This window comes from Nonomuraea sp. NPDC050540, assembly GCF_044457485.1.
Lineage (GTDB): Bacteria > Actinomycetota > Actinomycetes > Streptosporangiales > Streptosporangiaceae > Nonomuraea.
Genome location: NZ_JBITHA010000001.1, coordinates 914,552 through 932,955, shown reverse-complemented (window position 1 = coordinate 932,955; position 18,404 = coordinate 914,552). Strand labels below are relative to the sequence as shown.

General features: G+C 72.9%; 11 protein-coding genes. 5 read left to right on the top strand and 6 right to left on the bottom strand.

Going from position 1 to position 18,404, the window contains the following annotated elements:
* Positions 1–158 precede the first annotated feature (158 nt).
* Positions 159–3,191 carry a chromosome partitioning protein ParA gene (locus ACIBI5_RS04200; protein WP_397242982.1) on the top strand — a complete coding sequence of 1,011 codons (3,033 nt, stop codon included), beginning with the start codon at positions 159–161 and terminating at the stop codon, positions 3,189–3,191.
* 66 nt (positions 3,192–3,257) lie between these two features.
* A complete protein-coding gene (locus ACIBI5_RS04195; RefSeq protein WP_397242980.1) occupies positions 3,258–4,553 on the top strand; it encodes a threonine/serine exporter ThrE family protein in 1,296 nt (431 codons plus the stop codon).
* A 372-nt stretch (positions 4,554–4,925) separates the two neighbouring features.
* Here the strand turns inward: ACIBI5_RS04195 and ACIBI5_RS04190 are convergent, their stop codons facing one another.
* A complete protein-coding gene (locus ACIBI5_RS04190) occupies positions 4,926–6,278 on the bottom strand; it encodes a citrate synthase (protein ID WP_397242978.1) in 1,353 nt (450 codons plus the stop codon).
* A gap of 72 nt (positions 6,279–6,350) precedes the next feature.
* On the opposite strand from ACIBI5_RS04190, the gene ACIBI5_RS04185 reads away from it, so the two are divergent.
* Complete coding sequence (locus ACIBI5_RS04185; RefSeq protein WP_397242976.1) at positions 6,351–7,571, top strand: LeuA family protein; 1,221 nt, start codon at positions 6,351–6,353, stop codon at positions 7,569–7,571.
* A gap of 3 nt (positions 7,572–7,574) precedes the next feature.
* On the opposite strand, the gene ACIBI5_RS04180 is transcribed toward ACIBI5_RS04185, so the two are convergent.
* The 3 genes from ACIBI5_RS04180 to ACIBI5_RS04170 form a co-directional block, all read right to left on the bottom strand.
* Positions 7,575–8,894 (bottom strand): NAD(P)/FAD-dependent oxidoreductase, encoded by a 1,320-nt coding sequence (locus ACIBI5_RS04180; RefSeq protein WP_397242974.1) that lies wholly within the window; start codon positions 8,892–8,894, stop codon positions 7,575–7,577.
* Positions 8,895–8,982: 88 nt separating this feature from the next.
* Positions 8,983–9,855: a 5'/3'-nucleotidase SurE gene (surE, locus tag ACIBI5_RS04175; RefSeq protein ID WP_397242973.1), complete on the bottom strand. Its 873-nt coding sequence runs from the start codon at positions 9,853–9,855 to the stop codon at positions 8,983–8,985.
* Between the two features lie 163 nt (positions 9,856–10,018).
* Entirely contained in the window at positions 10,019–11,290 is a 1,272-nt protein-coding gene (locus ACIBI5_RS04170; protein ID WP_397242972.1) for an MFS transporter, read from the bottom strand.
* A 33-nt stretch (positions 11,291–11,323) separates the two neighbouring features.
* Between ACIBI5_RS04170 and ACIBI5_RS04165 the strand changes: the two genes are divergently transcribed.
* A complete protein-coding gene (locus tag ACIBI5_RS04165; RefSeq protein WP_397242970.1) occupies positions 11,324–11,446 on the top strand; it encodes a hypothetical protein in 123 nt (40 codons plus the stop codon).
* On the opposite strand, the gene ACIBI5_RS04160 is transcribed toward ACIBI5_RS04165, so the two are convergent.
* A complete protein-coding gene (locus tag ACIBI5_RS04160) occupies positions 11,436–15,692 on the bottom strand; it encodes an AAA family ATPase (RefSeq protein WP_397242968.1) in 4,257 nt (1,418 codons plus the stop codon). The two genes, ACIBI5_RS04165 and ACIBI5_RS04160, sit on opposite strands and share 11 nt — an antisense overlap.
* Entirely contained in the window at positions 15,693–16,802 is a 1,110-nt protein-coding gene (locus tag ACIBI5_RS04155) for an exonuclease SbcCD subunit D (RefSeq protein ID WP_397242966.1), read from the bottom strand.
* Between the two features lie 215 nt (positions 16,803–17,017).
* Between ACIBI5_RS04155 and ACIBI5_RS04150 the strand changes: the two genes are divergently transcribed.
* Positions 17,018–18,403, top strand: a complete 1,386-nt coding sequence (locus tag ACIBI5_RS04150) for an alpha/beta hydrolase family protein (RefSeq protein WP_397097679.1) — start codon at positions 17,018–17,020, stop codon at positions 18,401–18,403.
* Position 18,404: the final 1 nt, after the last annotated feature.

Sequence of the window (18,404 nt, the reverse complement as noted above, 5' to 3'; positions counted from 1 at the left end):
CACACGAACGGGCATCGCCACGCGGACGCGTGCCGCCGCCTGGGCGGGCATCGCCTCGCGGACGGGCATCGCCACGCGGGCGTGGCTGGGGGTTGGGGTGTGGGTGGGTTGGGTTGGGCTGGTCGTTGGATGAATCTCGGGGGTTGAGGGTGTCGCAGGTGGAGAACGTCGTCGGGGACCGGGTCCTGATCGCCGTGCAGGCGGTCAACATCTCCCGGCTTTCGACGCACCCCGTGCCGACCGTGCCGGGGACGCTGATCGTGGTGGCGGGGGCCGGGCCGAAGGACTCCAACGGGGCGGGCAAGTCATCGTTCATCGCCTCGATCACGGCGTTGCTCGGGGACGAGCAGTGGCGGTTCGCCTCGGGGGCGAAGGCGGTGTCGGAGCTGTTGTTCAACGCCGAGCTGGCCAGCGGGGCCGGCGGCAAGCAGTGGGCCAGCGCCGACCACGGCTACATCGTGGGCGTCTTCGGACCGCCCGGCGCCGACGCCGATCTCGCCGCGCTCGACTCCGGCACGCCTGCCGCCGACGACGAGGGCGGGTCCGGCGAGCTGATCTCGGCGGAGATGGAGACCGGGGAGCTGTTCCAGGTGCCGACCGGGGGCGCGGTGACCGTGTGGCTGCGGGTCAACCAGGAGGCCCCGCACCTGGAGGTCCGCTGGCGGGAGGGGGTGCACCTGGCCGCGGCGGCGTCCGAGGCGGAGCGGGTGGCCAGGGCCGACGACATGTGGAACGCGCTGCCGAAGTCGGCCGGACGCCGCGACGTGGTGGCCCGCGACCTCACCAAGGTCCTTTACGGCGACCGGGTGCGCTGCGTGTCGTTCCTGTCGACGTCGGTGCGGAGCAAGGTGGCCACGAACCTGCTGTCGCAGCCGCTCAACGAGATCTCCCCGGAGCGCGTCTTCGAGGCGATCGCCGCCCTCACCGGCCTGGACACTGAGCTGGAGCAGGAGCGCGAGGCCCGTCGCGACGAGCACGCCAAGCGGGTGCGCGCGGCCCAGGCGGGCGAACGGCTGGCCGAGTTCGAGGCCGAGTCGAAGGCGTTGCTGACCACGTTCGACCGCAGGGACCAGGCCCGCGTACGGCTGGCCGAGGCGCTGCGCTGCTGGCGGGGCCGCCAGGCCAGAAAGCTGGCCGACGCCGCGGCCAAGGACGAACTGCTGGCGGCGGAGTCGGCCCGCCACCAGGAGGCGGCCGAGAAGGCCGCAGGGGCGATCGCCATGGTCAAGGCGGAGATCGCCACGCTCAAGGACGACACGCTCGACAGGAAGGTGGGCGAGGCGCGGAAGGAGCTGGCCGCGCTGCAGGCCAGGGCGGCCAAGCTCGACGCCGACCGGGCGGTGGCCGCCAACTCCGCCGACGAGCTGCGCGGCCGGATCCCGGCGCTGGAGGAGACGCGGCGCTTCGCCGACGGCCGGGACGTCCCGGCCGCCGAGCGGGAGGTGGGCGAGGCCAGGCTGCGGCTGAACGAGGCGCTGAAGGGCCTGGGCGTCGCCGACCGCGAGGTGGCCTCCGCCCAGGCGGCGCTGGACGACGCCGAAGGCGGCCCGGCGGCGGCCCAGCTCAACGCCCTGTCGGCCGCCGGTCTCGACGCCACCGGCCTGCTCGACGCCCTCGACGTCGCCGAACAGGCGCGCGACCACGCCCACGGCCCGGAGGTGGAGGGGCTGGTCCTGGCCGGGTTGCGCGGGTGGCCGAACGAGCACGCGGTGATCGTGGACGCCGACCGGCTGGGGGCCGCGGCGGCCGCGCTGGCCGAGCTGCCGGGGTCGGTGCTGGTCTCCTCGGCCGGGGTGAGCGTGGTCGGCGCGTTCGACGGGGTCGCCACCGGGCGGGAGGCGCGGATCAAGGCCGCCGAGCACCGGCTCAACCGGGCCAAGGACACGCAGGAGTCGGCGACGCAGGCCGTACACGATGCCGAGGGTGCGGTGGCGCAGGCGCAGCGGCGGCTGGAAGGCGCCAAGGCGGCGGTGCGGCTGGCCGAGATCGAGGCGCGGCTGGCCGAACGGCGCGCCAAGCTGGCCGAGCTCACGGCGGCGGTCGAGGAGGTCACCCCGAAGGTGGCCGAGACCGAGCGGCTGGCCGGATCGCTCGACTTCCGCGCGCGTACCCGCGACATGGAGATCGAGCGGATGGAGGGGCGCAGGCAGCGGCACGAGGGCGAGCGCGGCCAGGCGAACGAGCAGGACCGGCGGGTGGCCGCCGACCGCGAGGCCCTGAAGCTCGACGCGCTGGCCGCCGACTGGGGCGGCACCGCCGACGGCGCGCGCGAGTGGATCGAGGCGCTGCCGGAGGAGGAGCGCCCGCGCGGCGCCGACGAGTGGTGGCGGATGGCCGAGCGCCACGTCGACCAGGCGCAGCGGGACACGTTCCCGGAGGAGGACGCCGAGGTCCCGGAGGAGCTGGCCTTCCTGCTGGCCGAACGGGCGGGCAGCACGGCGCGCGAGCAGGCGACGTTCGCTGCGGTCTGCGGCGCGCTGGCCTCCTACCTGCGTGGGCAGGAGGAGTACGAGAAGCACCAGCGCCGCCAGATCGAGGCGCAGGTCGACTCCCGGCAGCGTGACCTGGCCGCGGCCGACAAGGGCGCGGAGGAGGCGGCGCAGTCGACGGCCGTGCACCGGGCGGCGCTGACGGCGGCGATCAAGGCGCGGCTGACGCGGGTGGCGGAGGAGTTCGACAAGCTCGACACCGGGTACGGCGGTTACGGGGCGACGCTGGAGTTCCCGGTGCCGCCGCCGCCCGCCGACCCGGAGCAGCGCTGGCAGTGGCGGGTCACGCCGAAGTGGCGGCGGGGCGACGGGCAGGGGTTCGTGCCGTACAACCGGCGGGCCAACACCGCGCTCATGGACGAGAAGGCGGTCAAGCTGGTGTGCGCGGCGGCGATCGCCTCCTCCGGGGGCGGGCACCTGTGCCTGGTGCTCGACGAGCTCGGCCGCAACCTGGGCAAGGAGCACCGGCGGGAGGCGGTGGCGCTGTTCCGGCGGATCGGCGAGACGTACGGGATCACGGTGATCGGCGCGCTGCAGGATGACATGGAGCCTTATGCGATCGACGCGTGCGGGCAGTACATCAAGCTGCGGCGGTCCTCGGACGCCATGCCGTACAACGAACCGCCGGTGATCATCGGGCACGACCAGCACGCGGAACGCGTGCGCGCGCTGGCCTCCTACGTGGAGCGGCCCGCCTCATAAAGATCCGGCGGCCCCACGGTGTGCCTGCGGGGCGGTGGCGTGGCGGGCGGCTAGCGTCCGAGTCCGATGACGTACACCGCCTCCGATGCCGACGGGCATCGGGCCATGGCCCTGGCGCTCCGCGTCGGCGAGTTGCTGCTCGGCAGCGGCGAGGCGACCGAGAACGTCGGCGGCGCCATGCGCAGGATCCTGGAGTCCTACGGCCTGCGCAACGTGGAGGCCGACGTCAACCTGTCGGCGATCACGCTGTCGCACGTGCCCGAGGACGGCCGCGCCGCCGCCACCGCCGAGCGCAGGGTACGCCGCCGCCAGCCCGACTACGACCGGCTCATCGCCGTCCACGTGCTGGTCGGCGAGATCACGTCCGAGGGGTTGTCGCTGGCCGAGACGGAGGGACGGCTGCGGGAGATCACCCGGCGGGTCAAGGTGTACCCGGAATGGGCGGTGGTCTGCTCGCTGGCGCTCATCTCGGCGTCGGCGGCGGTGCTGATCGGCGGCGGGCCGATCGTCGCGGCGGCGGCGTTCGCGGCCACGATCCTCGGCGACCGGGCGGGCGCGTGGCTGGGGCGGCGCGGGGTGGCGGAGTTCTTCCAGCTCGCGGTCGCGGCCAGCTTCGGCGCGCTCATCGCGGTGCTGCTGATCTGGGGCGAGGTGCCGGTGCAGTCGTCGGCGGTCGTCGTCGGCGCGGTGATCGCGCTGCTGCCGGGGCGGCCGCTGGTGGCGTGCGTGCAGGACGGCATCGCCGGCGAGTACGTGACGGCGACCGCCCGGCTCACCGAGGTCGTGTTCATCGTGGCGGCGGTGATCTCGGGCATCAGCTCGATACTCGCGTTCGCGTTGCAGCTCGGGGTGCCGATCAGCGTGGACAACGTCCCGACGGCGCCGCTGTCGCTGGACACGCCGCAGTTGCTGGGGGCGTTCGGGGTGAGCCTGACGTTCGCGGTCGCGCTGCTCGTGCCGCCGCGGTACCTGGTGCAGGGGGCGTTGGGCGGGTTGCTGATCTGGGTGACGTTCGTGTTCCTGACATGGCGGGGGCTGCCCGCGGTGGTGGCCACGACGGTGGCGGCGGCGGTGATCGGGCTGCTGGGGACGGCGTTCGCGCGGCGGGTGAAGGTGCCGTCGATGGTGTTCGTGATCCCGGCGATCGGGCCGTTGCTGCCGGGGTCGGTGCTGTACAAGGGGATGCTGGAGATGAGTCTGGGCGAGTTGTCGCGGGGGACGCTGCACCTGATCGAGGCGCTGTCGATCGCGCTGGGGATCGGCGCGGGTGTCATCATGGGCGCGGAGATCCTCCGCGCCTTCCGCGGCCGCGACCTGGCCCGCCGCATCCGCCCCGCATCCCGCCGCACCCGGGGATATTAGGGCTTCTGGTTGCGCTTTCTCCCATCCGTTACGGCAAGCCGCCCCCACGCCTCCCACCGACGTCGGCGGGCGCCGATCGTCGGGCGCTTCTCACGTCGGACAGCACTCCCGCCGCCACGACGCCCCCTCGGCCGGGCACCTGGTGTGACGTGAGCCAGATCGGCGCCGGTCTGGTCACCCGGAGCCCTCACGTGAACCGGGGCGGTTGCCCGGGTTCGCAGCATGGGCTCGATCGGTTGCCCCGGGTCGCTGCCGCGCCTGATCGGCACGCGTTTCGAGAGGTTGTGGCAGGTTCCGCTACCGGCCCCGATCGGCGCGTTTGCGTGGTTGTCCCGAGCGTTGTGGGTCGGGTTGTGGAGTGGGTCGGGGTTGTCATGTGGCGTGGATCGGGGGTGGGCCGGTGTAGGAGGCTCGGAGGCGGAGGAGGGTGCCCTTGCTGTACTCCTCCATCGCGTGGGCCAGCCAGCCCGCCGTTCTCGCGATCGCGAACACCGCCTCCCCCGCCCCGGAGACCATGCCCGCCACCGCCGCCAACGTGGCCAGCGCCATGTCGATGTTGTGTTCAGGGAGCCGTCGGCGGCGGGTCTCGGACAGGACGGCTCGGGCCGTGGCCACCCGGTCGTGGCCGGGGGCGGCCGATTCCACCAGATCCAGGAGGGCCGCGCCTCTGGCGTCGCCGTTCTTGTACACACTGTGGCCGAAGCCGGGGATGCGTTCGCCCCGCCGTACCCGCTCGCCGATCACGCGCGGCGCCAGGCCGGGGTCGGTGATCTCGGCCAGCATGCGCTCGGCCCCGTAGGAGGCGCCGCCGTGGAGCGGGCCGCCCAGAACGCCCAGCCCGGTGAGGACCACCGCGTACGGGTCGGCCTTCGCGGAGGCGGCGACCCGGGCGGCCAGGGTGGAGGCGGCCAGTTCGTGGTCGGCGAGGAGGACCATGGCGGCGCGCAGAGCGTCCACGAGGGCGGGGGTGGGTTCGCGTCCGGTCAGCCGCGGCCACAACCGCTCGGCGATCGACCCCGTCGCGCTCTCCGCCCCCACGAGGGGCAGCGCGTCTACCAGGCCGGAGATGAGGCGGCGTCCGGTGGCCGCCACGGAGACGGGGTCGAGCTGGTGCCGCAGGCTGTCCGAGGCGCCGAGCACGGTGACGATCACCTGCAGCCGGTCCAGCGGCAGAAGCTCGGCCGGCAGACCCCGCTGAGCGGCCACCGCCGCCCGCAACGCCCCCACCTCCCCTGCCCACCCACCCGGCTCCACCCCTCGAGAAGCGCCGCCCCGATCAACCTCCGCCGCTCGCGCGGCGCGGTCCCGATCGGCCTCCTCACGTCGTGAGAGCCCCCTACCGCCCGGGTCCGCGGCTTCATGGCGCGTCGTGTCCCGACCGCCCTGTGAGGCGGACGGGTCAGCCGGCCACATGCCCGGGGAGCCGGTCCACAGGAGTTCGGCGACCGATTCGAAGGGGTGGGTGCGGGCCAGCGTCAGGGCGTCGTGGCCTCGGTAGTACGGGCGGTCGAGGCCCAAAGCCGTGACGGAGGACTCGATCACCAGCTCCGGCGGCTGGCCTCGCGGGCGGCCACGGCGGGCCAGTTGCTCGATCTCGGCGGCGTCGAACATGCTGCGCCTGCCGTCATGACGGCGCTTCAGGACGCCCCTGCTGACATACGCGTAGAGGGTCGCGGGCTTGACCCCGAGGCGGTCGGCCGCCGTGGCGGCGTCGATCCAGTCCATGGCCGAACCCCCCTCAATATTGATGAAAATCAATATTGATCCATATTGAGAGCGCGTGTCAACGTTGAGGACATGCCAAAGGTTCATTTCCTCGACGTCACCAACCGGGACGGCGTGCAGACCGCGCGCACGGGCCTGTCGAAGTTCGGCAAGACCATGGTCAACTTCTACCTGGGCAAGCTCGGGGTGGCGCAGTCGGAGATCGGGTTCCCCTTTCTGTTCCACGAGGTGCCTTATGTGCGGGCGCAGGTGGCGCTCGCGCGGGCCGGCGCGTTCGGGGGGCTGCGGCTGTCGGGCTGGTGCCGGGGAGTCGCGCGGGACGTGGAGAAGGCGGCGCCGCTCGGGCTGACGCACTACAACCTGTCCATCTCCACCTCGGACTACATGATCCAGAACAAGTTCCAGGGGCGCCTCGACCGGGAGGCGATCATCCGGGAGATGACGGCGGCGGTGCGCGTGGCCAAGAGCGCCGGGGCCGAGACCGTCGGGGTCAACGCCGAGGACGGCTCGCGCACCGACGACGGGTTCCTGCTGGAGTTCGCGCTGGCGGCGAAGGAGGCCGGGGCCGATCGCGTGCGGTACTGCGACACGATCGGCGGCGACACCCCCGGCCGGATCCGCGAGCGGTTCGCCCGCCTGACCGGTGCCACCGGCATGCCGGTCGAGACCCACTGCCACAACGATCTCGGGATGGCCGTGGCCAACTCCGTCTCCGGCGCGCTCGGGGATTTGGAGGCCGGGCAGGACGCGTGGATCAACACGTGCGTGAACGGCATCGGCGAACGTTCGGGCAACGCCGACCTGCTCTCCACGATCCTGGCGTTCCGGCACGGGTTCGGGCTGGAGAAGGCGGAGATCGGCGACGAACTCGATCTGTCGTGGGCCAGGAGGTTCGGGTTGTGGGCGGCCTACGCCTTCGGGCAGGCGCTGCCGTACAACCAGGTGGGGGTGGGGCGTAACGCGTTCGCGCACGAGAGCGGCATCCACGCGGACGGCGCGCTCAAGGATCACGGGAACTACGAGCTCTACGACGAGGCGTCGCTCGGCCCCTTCCCCGCGGACTGGCACGCGCGGGACGGGCGGGTCGTGCTGACCGGCGAGTACGGCGGCAAGGCCGGGTTCCGGCATGTCATCGAGGGGCTCGGTGTCGAGGTGGCCGAGGAGGACCTGGCGTTCCGGGTGGTGCAGCTCTGCAACGCGATGACGGGCAGGCCGCTCACCGACGACGAACTGCGCCTGATCGCGACCTACCCGCGTGAACTGTCCCTGTTGTTCCCCGGCTACACCGGCTGACGCTCACGCCGCCCGGTCCACCTGGGCCTGGGTGGCCAGGGCCTCGTGGAAGTCCTTCTCCGGGTGCTCGAGACCGCTCAGCTGAACGGCTTCGCGGCGGAAGAACATCGCGAGCGTCCAGTCGGCCAGCACCTTCGCCTTGTGGTTGAAGGTCGGCACCCAGGCCAGGTGGTACGCCCGGTGCGCCACCCAGCCGAGGAACCCGGTGAGCCTGAGCCGGTAGACCTGGGCGACGCCCTGGTGGTGGCCGAGTCCGGCGACCGAGCCGAGGTAGGCGTGCTTGTAGGCCTTCAGCTTGCGGCCCCTGACATAGGCGACGATGTTGCGGCCGAGGAGCTTGGCCTGCCGTACCGCGTGCTGGGCGTTCGGCGCGGTGAAGGCGCCCGGGCTGGTGAGGTCGGGCACCGCCGCGCCGTCGCCGGCCGCGAACGCGTCGGCCAGGCCCTCCACGGCGAGGTACTCCGTGGCGAGGATCCGGCCGGTCCGGTCGACGGGCAGGCCGCTGGTGGCGGCGAGCGGGTTCGGGCGGCCGCCGGCGGCCCAGACGATCGTGCCGGCGTCCAGGGCGGCGCCGTCGCTCATGGTGGCGACGCCGTCCTCCGCCGAGGTGAGCCGCGTGTCGAGGCGCACGTCGACGCCGCGTTCCCGCAGCGCCTTCGCCGTCCAGACGCCGAGGTCCTCGTGGATCTCGGGCAGGATGCGGCCGGTGGCCTCGACCAGTGTCCAGCTGAGCTCCTCGCGCCGGATCTGCGGGTGGTAGCGCAACGCGTCGTCGGCCAGCCCCTGCATCTCGGCCAGCGCCTCCACGCCCGCGAACCCGCCGCCGACCACCACGAACGTCAGCGCCCTGCGGCGCACGTCGTGGTCGTCAGTCGAGGCGGCGGCGGCCAGCTGGGCGAGCACGTGGTTGCGCAGGTGCACGGCCTCGCCGACGGTCTTGAAGCCGACGGCGTGCTCGGCCAGGCCCTTGATCGGCAGCCCTCTGGTGATCGAACCCGTGGCCATGACCACGATGTCGTAGGCGAGCTCATAGGGGCGGCCCTGGACGGGCTGGAAGGTGGCGACACGCTCGTCGTGGTCGACGTTGGTGATCTTGCCGGTCAGCACCCTCATGCGGGGCAGCACCCGGTTGAGCGGCGCCACCACGTGCCTCGGCTCGATCTGGCCGCCTGCCGCCTCGGCCAGGAACGGCTGGTAGGTCATGTAGCCGCGAGGGTCGACGATCGTCACGTCCGCCTCGCCGGTACGCACCAGCTTGCGCAACCCCAGAGCGGTGTACAAGCCGACATATCCGCCGCCGACGATCAGAATCTGCTTCCTCATGACGTCCACGTCCTTCTTGAGTGGTTGTTCACCCACATAGACGGGACAGCCCTCGCGGTTGTGACACCTCATTTCAAGATTTTTCCCGTTAGGGGGTGAGGCCTTCGAGGCGGTCGGTCAGGCGTGAGGTGACCACGGGACCGGCCTCCCAGGAGGAGGTCAGCGGGGTGACGGTGACGGCGCCGCTCGACAGGAGCGTGCGGTCGGCGTCCGGGACCGGGTCGGGGGCGGTGGCCGTCAGCGGCGCGAGGCGGTAGCAGCGCGGGCACGCGTCGGTCGCGGGGAGGTAGTCGACGGTGATGGGCAGCATCCTGCCCAGGCGGGCCATCTTGACCTCGCCCGTCGGGACCGCCGGGTAGTTGACGTTCAGGGCGGTGTACGCGGGCAGCAGGCGGCCGTTGCGTGCGGTGGTGGCCAGGCGGTTGACGAGCTTGACGCCGAAGGCGATCGAACTGGCCGCGCTGGGGAAGGCCGAACCCGCGCGGGCCGTGCTCAGCGCGACGGAGGGGATGCCCACCTCCAGAGCGGTGATCGCGGCACCGACGGTGCCCGAGTGGTTGACGGCGGCCGCGACGTTCTCGCCCTGGTTGGGTCCGGAGACGACCAGGTCGGGCGGGTCGCCGGCGAAGACCGTGCGGATGCCGAAGGAGACGGCGTCGGCGGGGCTGCCGGCGATCGCCCACACCCCGGGCGACATCTCGGCTGCCTCCACGGTGGTGCCGAACCTGATGTTGATCGAGGTGCCGACGCCGCTGGAGTCACCGGCCGGGGCGACGATCGTGACCTCGTGACCGGCGGCGACGAGGGCCTGGCGGAGCTGAAGGGTGAACGGAGCCTGGTAACCGTCGTCGTTCGTGAGCAGGATGCGCAACGACGGCGGCGGCGTGGCGGCGGTCTGCGCCTGAGCAGGCGTGGCCAGGACGGATAACAGGGCCGGTACGAGGAGGATGCGCCTGAACATGGGGGTCTCCGTTCATGGTCGTTCACCGGGGATTCACCTGCTGAGTGAGTGCTCCGGATCGGGCCTTCTGAACTGCGAGCCTGCTACGCGGCACCGGGACGGGCACACCCCTAACCGGGCAGGGGTCACCGCGATTGTGCGCGCGGATCCCTGACTGCGGGGTTCACATCGTGTCGCCGGCGGTCTCCGGCAGCGCGGCCAGGCACAGGAGGCTGAGCACGGCCATCGCGCTGACGTAGCCGCCGACCGCCATCGTGCCGAACCCGCCGCCCTGCAGCGCGGTCGCGACGAGCGGAGGTACGGCCCCGCCCAGCACCCCACCGAGGCTGTAGGCGACCGAGGCCCCGCTGTAGCGGTACTCGGTCTGGAACAACTCCGGCAGGTACGCCCCCATCGGCCCGAAGATGAGCCCCATGATCCCGAGCGCCCCGGCCAGCGAGACACCGGCCAGCAGTACCGACCTCGTCTCCATCAGCGGGAACATCACCAGCCCCCACCCGATCGCGACCGCCGCACCGGTCATGAGCGTACGGCGGCGGCCCAGGCGGTCGGAGACCAGGGCGGACACGACGGTGCCGGCGCCCATGAAGACGACGCCGATCATGGTCAGCGCGAGCATCGTGGTCTTGGGGATGCCGAGGGTGGCGGTGCCGTACGCGAGACAGTAGGTCGTGGCGGTGTAGAAGAGCGTGTACGTCACGGTCATCGCACCGGCGCCGAGCAGCACCCGCCGCCACTGGTGCCGGACGAGTCCCGCGAACGGCACGCGAGCGATCCTGCGCTGGTCCATGGCCTGCCGGAAGACCGGCGTCTCGGCGATCCTGACCCGCACGTACAGCCCGACGAGCACCAGCAGCAGGCTCGCCACGAACGGCAGCCGCCACCCCCAGCTCCCGAACTCCTCGTCCGTGAGCGTCGCGCCCAGGATGAGGAAGAGCCCGTTGGCCGCGATGAACCCGACCGCCGGCCCGAGCTGCGGGAACATCGCATAAAGCCCGCGCCTGCCGGGCGGCGCGTGCTCGGTGGCCAGCAGCGCGGCCCCGCCCCACTCCCCGCCCAGCCCGATGCCCTGCGTGAACCTGAGCAGCACCAGCAGCACCGGCGCCGCCACCCCGATCGCCGCGTACCCCGGCAGCAGCCCGATCGCCACCGTGGACAACCCCATGAGCAGGAGCGAGACGACCAGCATGGACTTGCGTCCGATCCGGTCGCCCCAGTGCCCGAACACCGCCGAGCCCAGCGGCCGCGACAGGAACGCCACCGCGAACGTCGAGAACGCCGCCAGGTTGCCCGCCGTCTTGTCCAGCTCGGGGAAGAAGGCGGCGTTCAGGACCAGGGCGGCGGCGGTGCCGTAGATGTAGAAGTCATAGAACTCGATCGCCGTGCCGACGAGGCTGGCGGCGGCGACCCTGGTCCTGCTGGGGGCATCCGTCACAACATCTCCCCGATTCCTTGACACACTGGGGCGATGACCGCAGACCGCCACCGCCCCGGCTACGTCCGCCGCCGCCTCGGCCGCGCTCTCATCCAGTACACCGTCGCCCTCGTGGTCGGCGCCGTCGTCGTCGCCGTCTGGTGGTTCACCCGCTGACCCCGGTCACCGACAGCGTCGAGCCGGTACGCGTCTTGGCCACCCTGAGCTGCGCCGGAATCCGGGTGCGCAGTTCGGCGACGTGACTGACGATCCCGACCGCGCGACCGCCGTCGCGCAGCCCGTCCAGGATGTCCAGAACGCCGTCCAGGGTGTCCTCGTCAAGCGTGCCGAACCCCTCGTCCACGAACAGGGTTCCGATCTCGGCGCCGCCCGCCTCCGCGGTCACCACGTCGGCCAGCCCGAGCGCCAGCGCCAGCGAGGTGATGAAGCTCTCGCCGCCGGACAGCGTGGCCGGATCCCGGTCGACGCCGGTCCAGCCGTCGGCCACCCGCAGCCCCAGCCCGCCGCCCGACCGGCCGCGCGCGCCCGCAGTTTTGCGGAGGTCGTGCTGGAGTTGGTAGCGCCCGCCCGACATGTGATCCAGCCGGTCGTTGGCCGCCGCCACGACCTGCCGCAGCCGCTCCCCCAGCACGAACGAGGACAGGCTCATGTTCCACTGGTTGTCACCGGAGGTGCCCGAGGCCAGCGACGCCATCCGCTCGGCCAGCCGATGGGCCGCCGCGGCCGGCTCCCACCGCTCCAGGCACCCGCGCAACTCCCCGCGCAGCTCGTCGAGCCGCCGGGCCCTGGCCTGAGCCTGATCCCGCGAGGAGACCAGCGCCGCGTACTCCTCCTCGGCCCGCTCCCGCCCCGCCTCCAGCTCCGCCAGGTCAGGCGCCGCCTCACCGGCCGCCGCGACCAGCGCGGGATCGGCCAGCGTGCTCGTCACCGCCGCGTACTGCGCGTCCAGCTCCCGCAGCAGCTCCGCCTTCCGCTCGCGCTCCTCGTCCGGGCGGGCCGCCGCGAGCGCCTCGTCCACATCCGCGAACTCCGCCTCGGCCGCCGCCCCCTCGGCCTCCTGCCGGGCCGTATCCCGTTCCTGCGCCGCCCGCACCGCGCGCGCCGTCGCCTCAAGCGCCTCACGCAGCAGTTCGGCCTCGTCCCCCAGCCGTGACAACCGCGCCGCCAGCGTGGGGTCGTCGCCGCGCGCACCGTCCAGCCGCGCCGCCAGCCGTCCCGCGTCGCCGCTCAACTCTTCTTGCCGGGTACGGCAGGCCGCCACCCGAGCGGTCACCCGCCGCAACCGTTCTTCCAGCTCGGCCCGCTCCCGGTGCAACCGCTCCACCTGCCCGGCCAGCACCGCCTCCCGCCCGGCCGACCGCCGCAACCGATCCACCTCGGCCACGGCCTGCCGCAACATCTCCACCCCGACCACAGGCTCCCCGCCCACAGCCACCGAGCCATCGCCACCGGAGACACCCGCATCCGAGGCAGCGCCCCCCGAGACAGCACCACCCGAGGCAGCGTCGCCAGAGGCCGTGCCTCCCGAGGCAGCGCCCCCAGAGGCGACGCCACCCGCGGCCGATCCGCCCGCGCCCTCGGCCCCCGCGCCCTCGGCCCCCGCGACATCGTCGCCGGGCGCGGCATCCGCACAGGCGACAGCCCTGGGGCTTGCCGAGGCCGCGCTCGTGCCAGCGGTATGCCCGGAAGCGGTCTTGCCGGGTGCGGTGTCCGTGCCGGGATTGGGGAGGCGGTTGATGAGGCGGGCGCGTTCGGCGGCCAGCTGGGTGTGGTGGGTGCGCTGAGCGGCGATGGCCTCGCCGACCTCGCGGGCCTGCTCCGCCGCGCGCTGCCGCTGCCCCTCGATCCGCTCGACCTCGGCGGCCAGTCCCGGCTCACGCTCGGCGACGGAACGCAGCCGGTCCACCTCCTGCTCGGCCTCCCGTACCGCCCGCCGAGCGTCCTCCACGCTCAGCCCGGCGTCAACGTCCCCACCAGCCGAGACGCCCCGCCCAACCTGGACATCACCGGCCGCGTTCTCGGCATCCGGAGTGGCGTCCGGGCGAGCCTGAACGCCGGAGCGTCGGCCGTCGGGCGAGCGAGGGCCGAGGTCTTGCTCGTCGGATTGCCGCCCGTCCGAGAGATGTGGCGGAGCCCAGGGGTGGGGATGTGCCGGATGGGCGGCTTCCGTGGCGGTGGCCAGGCGGGTTTCGAGGGTGGCGATGGTGAGTTCGGCGGCCTCCCGGCGGCTCAGAGCGGCCTCGTGGGCGGACTCGGCGGCGAGCTCGTCGTCCGGGGACGGAGCCGTGGGGGCCGGGGAGGCGGGGTCGGGGTGGTGCGGGGAGCCGCACACCGCGCACGGCGCGCCCGAGGACAGGTCGCGGGCCAGTTCGGCGGCCATCCCGTCGAGGCGGGCCTGCCGGAGGTCGAGCCAGCGTTCGCGTAGGTGCTGGGCCTCGTCCACCAGGCGCTGAAGGGCTTCGGTCGCGGTGCGGAGTTCGCCGGTCAGGACGTCGCGGCGGCGGGCGGCCTCCAGGACGGCGCGCGCCGCGTCCCTCGCGGCGATGGCGGCGGGGACGGTGGCGGCCTCCGTGCGTACCCGGGCCAGCGTGTCCTTCGCCTCGGCCAGCTTTCCGGGCAGGTCGGCGGCGGCCGCCGACAGGTCGTTCTGGCGGCGGGTCAGGGTGTCGAGCTGGGCGGCCAGCCGTACCAGCTCGCGGTCGGTGTCGAGAATGTCGGACACGGCGGCCCGCACGGCCTCGGCGGCGGGAACCCGCGCGGCGTCCACCCGTGCCTGGGCCAGCAGCCCTTCGGCCTGTTCGATCAGGGCGGGCAGCCCGGCGAGGCGGGCGGTGGTGCTCTCGTCGTCGGCGACCAGGGCGGCGAGCTCGTCCTCGACCCGGGCCAGGTCGCGGCGGATCACCGACAACCTCGCTTCCTCGGTCAGCAGCTCCGACAGGCGCGCCGACTCGTCGTGCCGCTCCCGCTCCAGCGCCGCCAGCCTGCCCGGCAGCTCAGGATCGTCGACCCCGGCTGCCCGTCGTCCCTGCTGCCCGTGCCGGCCGGGCAGCCGCGCCTCGACGGTCCGCCCCTCGACCGCGCGGACTTCCGACGCGCGGACCTCCAACGCGCGGGTTTCGGTCGTGCGGGGGTCGGTCGTGCGGGCTTCGGTCGTGCGGGGGTCGTCGGAGGGGAGGAGGGGGCGGGCGCGGGCGATGGCGTCGGCGGCGAGCGTGCGGGTCTTGGCGGCGGCCTCCGCACGCTGGCGGGCCGCCGTCACCAGCGGGAGCACCCGATCGGCCCGGGTCGCGTCATCAAGCAGCGCCTGCAGGTCGGCGCGCTCTTCCGCGCGCTCGTCAAGGGTACGGCGGAGCGCGAGGGCCGCCGCGTGCCGCCGCTGCCGCTCGGCCAGCGCTGTGGCCGTCTCATAGGCGTTCCTGGCCCGGCGCAGCGCGGACTCCGCCCCGGCCTGCCGATCGGCGGACCCGGCTACAACAGCCCGCGCCGCCGCCAGCAGCCCACCGGCCCACCCGAGCGGATCGTCCGCAGCAGTGAGCGACCCGACGGCCGTGGACGCTTCGACAGCCGTGAGCGATTCGACGGCCGTGGACGCTTCGACAGGTGTGGACGGTTCGGCGGCCGTGGACGCTTCGGCGGCCGTGGGCTGCTCGGTCAGTTCGAACAACGCGTCCTGTTCTCCGCCGGGCACCTCGACGGGCGCGCCGGCCGGGAGCAGGAGCGGGGTCAGGTCGTCGCCCGCCGCCTCCTCGATCCGCTGGATGGCGAAGTCGACCTGCTGGCGTCGGTCCTGCTGCTCCCGCCACGCCTGCTTGCGCCGCTCGGCCAGCCACGACTCCGCCTGCGTGTAGACCTTGACGGTGAACAACCGCTCCAGCAGCCGCCGCCGGTCATCGCCGTCGGAGCGCAGGAAGCGCGCGAAGTCGCCCTGGGGCAGCATGGCCACCTGGCAGAACTGGTCGGCGTTCATGCCGAGCAGCCCGCCGATCAGGTCGCCCGCCTCGTCGGCCCGCGTGGTCAGCCCCGTCCAGGTGGAACCCGACCGCTCCTGGACGATGACCTTGGCCTTCTCCTCGGTGAACCCCGAGCCGCGCCGCTTGGGACGCTGCCAGGCGGGCGAGCGTTCGACACGCAGCAGGCGGCCCCTGAGCGTCGCCTCCAGCGTCACCGACGGGCCGACGTCCGGCGGCGCGTGGTCGCAGCGCAGGCTTCTGGCGCTGTCGCGCTGGGCGTTGGCGACCTTGCCGAACAGCGCGAAGCACAACGCGTCGAGGACGGTGGTCTTGCCCGCGCCGGTGGGGCCGTGGACGAGGAAGAGACCGGCTTCGGTCAGCGCGTCGAAGGAGACCGTCTCGGTGCCCGGGAACGATCCGAACGCGGTGAGCGTCAGCAGGTGCGGCCGCATCTAGGCCATCGCCTCCTTGATCCTCGATGCCTCGATGGCCAGTCTGAGCAGGTCTTCCTCGTCGCCGGATGCGGGCTCGCCGCGTACCTCACGGACGAAGTCGAGCGCCACCTCGGCCTCCGCGCGGCCGTTGATGGGGGCCACCGGGGTGGCCTCGGCGGCGCCGACGGGGTCGAAGGAGAGGGCGAGCGTGTGCGGGAAGCGGGCGCGCAGCCGGTCCATGGCGGACTTGGGGCGGACCGCGTCGGTCAGCACGATCTGGAGCCAGTGGTCCTCGTAGGCGGCGTGGCGGGGCGAGGTCAGCAGGTCTTCGAGCTCGCCCCTGAGCCGGCCGATCGGACGCGGGACCGGCGCGGGCACGAACTCCGGCTCCTCGCCCAGGGTCACCAGCCAGCTGCCCTTGACCTGGTTGACCTCGGAGAAGGAGTAGGCCAGCGGCGAACCCGAATAGCGCACGGTCTCCGACATGCGCTGGCGGCCGTGCAGGTGGCCGAGGGCGACGTAGTCGAGTCCGGCGAAGGCCGACAGCGGCACGTGCGCCACCCCGCCCACGCTGATGTCGCGCTCGCTGTCGCTGGCCTCTCCCCCGGTCACGAACACGTGGGCCAGGGCCACGGAGCGCGCGTGGCGGGCCGCGGAGGCGCGGATGCGCTCCATCGCGTGGGCCAGCGCGGCGGTGTGGCTGCGCTCGGCCAGTTCCCAGGGGCCGCGCACCAGCTCGGGCTCCAGGTAGGGGATGCCGTAGAAGGCCACGTCGTCGAGGACGACGGGCTCCCAGGCGAGGTCGGGGTCGGTGCGCAGGTGCACACCGGCACGATCCAGCAAGGAGGCCCCGACGCCAAGGCGACGCGCCGAGTCGTGGTTACCGCTGATCATCACAATCCGGGCACCGGCGTCGACGATCCTGCTCAGCGCCTCGTCGAACAGGGCCACGGCGTCGACCGGCGGCAACGCCCGGTCGTAGACGTCACCCGCGACTGCCAGCACGTCGACCCGCTCCGCCATGATGGTCTCGACCAGGTGATCGATGAAGGCCGCCTGGCCCTCCAGCAGGCTCTCGCGGTGAAAGGCGCGGCCGAGATGCCAGTCGGAGGTGTGCAGGATCCGCATGTCGCAGGAAGCTAACAGGTCTCACCGACAAATGCGGTCCCCTGCGCCACATGAGCCGGGAGTAGGGTGGAAGATCAGTGGGCAAACCAGCGCACATGGGGAGGCCGATGCGCACAGGCCGTGGCACGTTGAGCGTTGCCGCAGGTTTGGTGCTGGTGGCTTTGGCGACCGTCGGATACGCATTGCCACCGGCGTTCGATCCGCCGCCTTTGCAGGTGGATCAGGCGTTCCGTTCCCTCGCGCCGCAGCCGGCCGAGGAGGTCAGGCCCGTGGTGGCGGCGGGGCCGGTACGCACGACCGAGGTGACGATCTCCGCCGAGCGTCAGACACTCTCAGGAACGGTCCGTTTTCCGCTCACGCCCGGTCCCCATCCGGGGATGGTGTTCGTGTCGGGCTCGGGCAACGGCTCGCGGGAGGAGTTCACCCCGCAGGCGGAGTTCCTGGCCAGGGCGGGTGTGGCGACGATCGCGTTCGACAAGCGGACGATCGGCTACACCTTCCGCGAGCGCGACTTCGGCCTGCTCGCCGACGACGCGCTGCGATGGGTGCGGTGGCTGCGCGACCAGCCGGGCGTCGACAAGTCGCGGGTGGGGCTCTGGGGCGTGAGCGAGGGCGGCTGGGTGGTGCCGATCGCCGCGGCCAAGAGCCTCGACGTGGGCTTCGCCGTGCTCGTGTCCTCGCCGAACGTCTCGCCGCTGCGGCAGGTCGCCTGGGCGCTGAACGAGCAGCTGCTACGGCTGCGCGCGCCCGTGGGCGCGCGCGACCTGCTGACCAGGGCGATGGGCGGGGTCGGCTTCAACTTCCTGCGTTACGACGCCATGCCCGCGCTACGGCAGATCAAGCAGCCGGTCCTGGCTCTGTACGGCACGACCGACCCGTCGATCCCGTTCGTGGAGTCCACGCAGGCGCTGACGAAGGCGCTGACCGAGTCGGGCAACGACCAGTACACGATCCGCTTCATGGACAAGGGCGACCACGCGCTGCGGATGTCGGGCGGGCCGTTCACCAAGGGGTACCTGGAGACGCTGGCCAACTGGCTCAAGGGCCTGCCGCACACCGCCCGGCCGCAGGTGCACATGGCGGGCGCGACGCCCGTGCAGCGCTTCGAGGCCGCCGACGTGCCCGCCGCGCCGTGGTACGCGGGCGGGACGATGCTGGGGCTGACGATCTGCCTGGCCGCCGTCGGCTACGTGGCCGGTCCCGTCGCCTCCATGGTGGTACGGCTGCGCGGCCACAAACGCGCCACGGCCGAGACGAACGCCAGGCTGTGGCCCCCGATCAGGCGCCGCCTGCACCGCATGGCCTGGACGGGCCTGGCGCTGCTGATCTCGGTGGGCGGGTTCATCGGGCTGCTGGTGATGTTCTCGATCAACCAGGCGGGCGCCTGGCCCGCGGTGCTGGCCGGGTGGCTGCTGGTGCGGGCGCTGGCCGTGCTGATGCTCATCCAGGAGGTCACCGCGGTCGCCGCGGTGGTGTCGGGGCTGCGCGAGGGCTGGCAGCCGAGCCGCTGGCAGCACGTGGCGATCGCCGGGGTCGCCGGCGGGACCGGGCTGCTGCTCGTGGCGGCCGCCTACTACGGCCTGTTCTCCTTCCCCTGGTAGC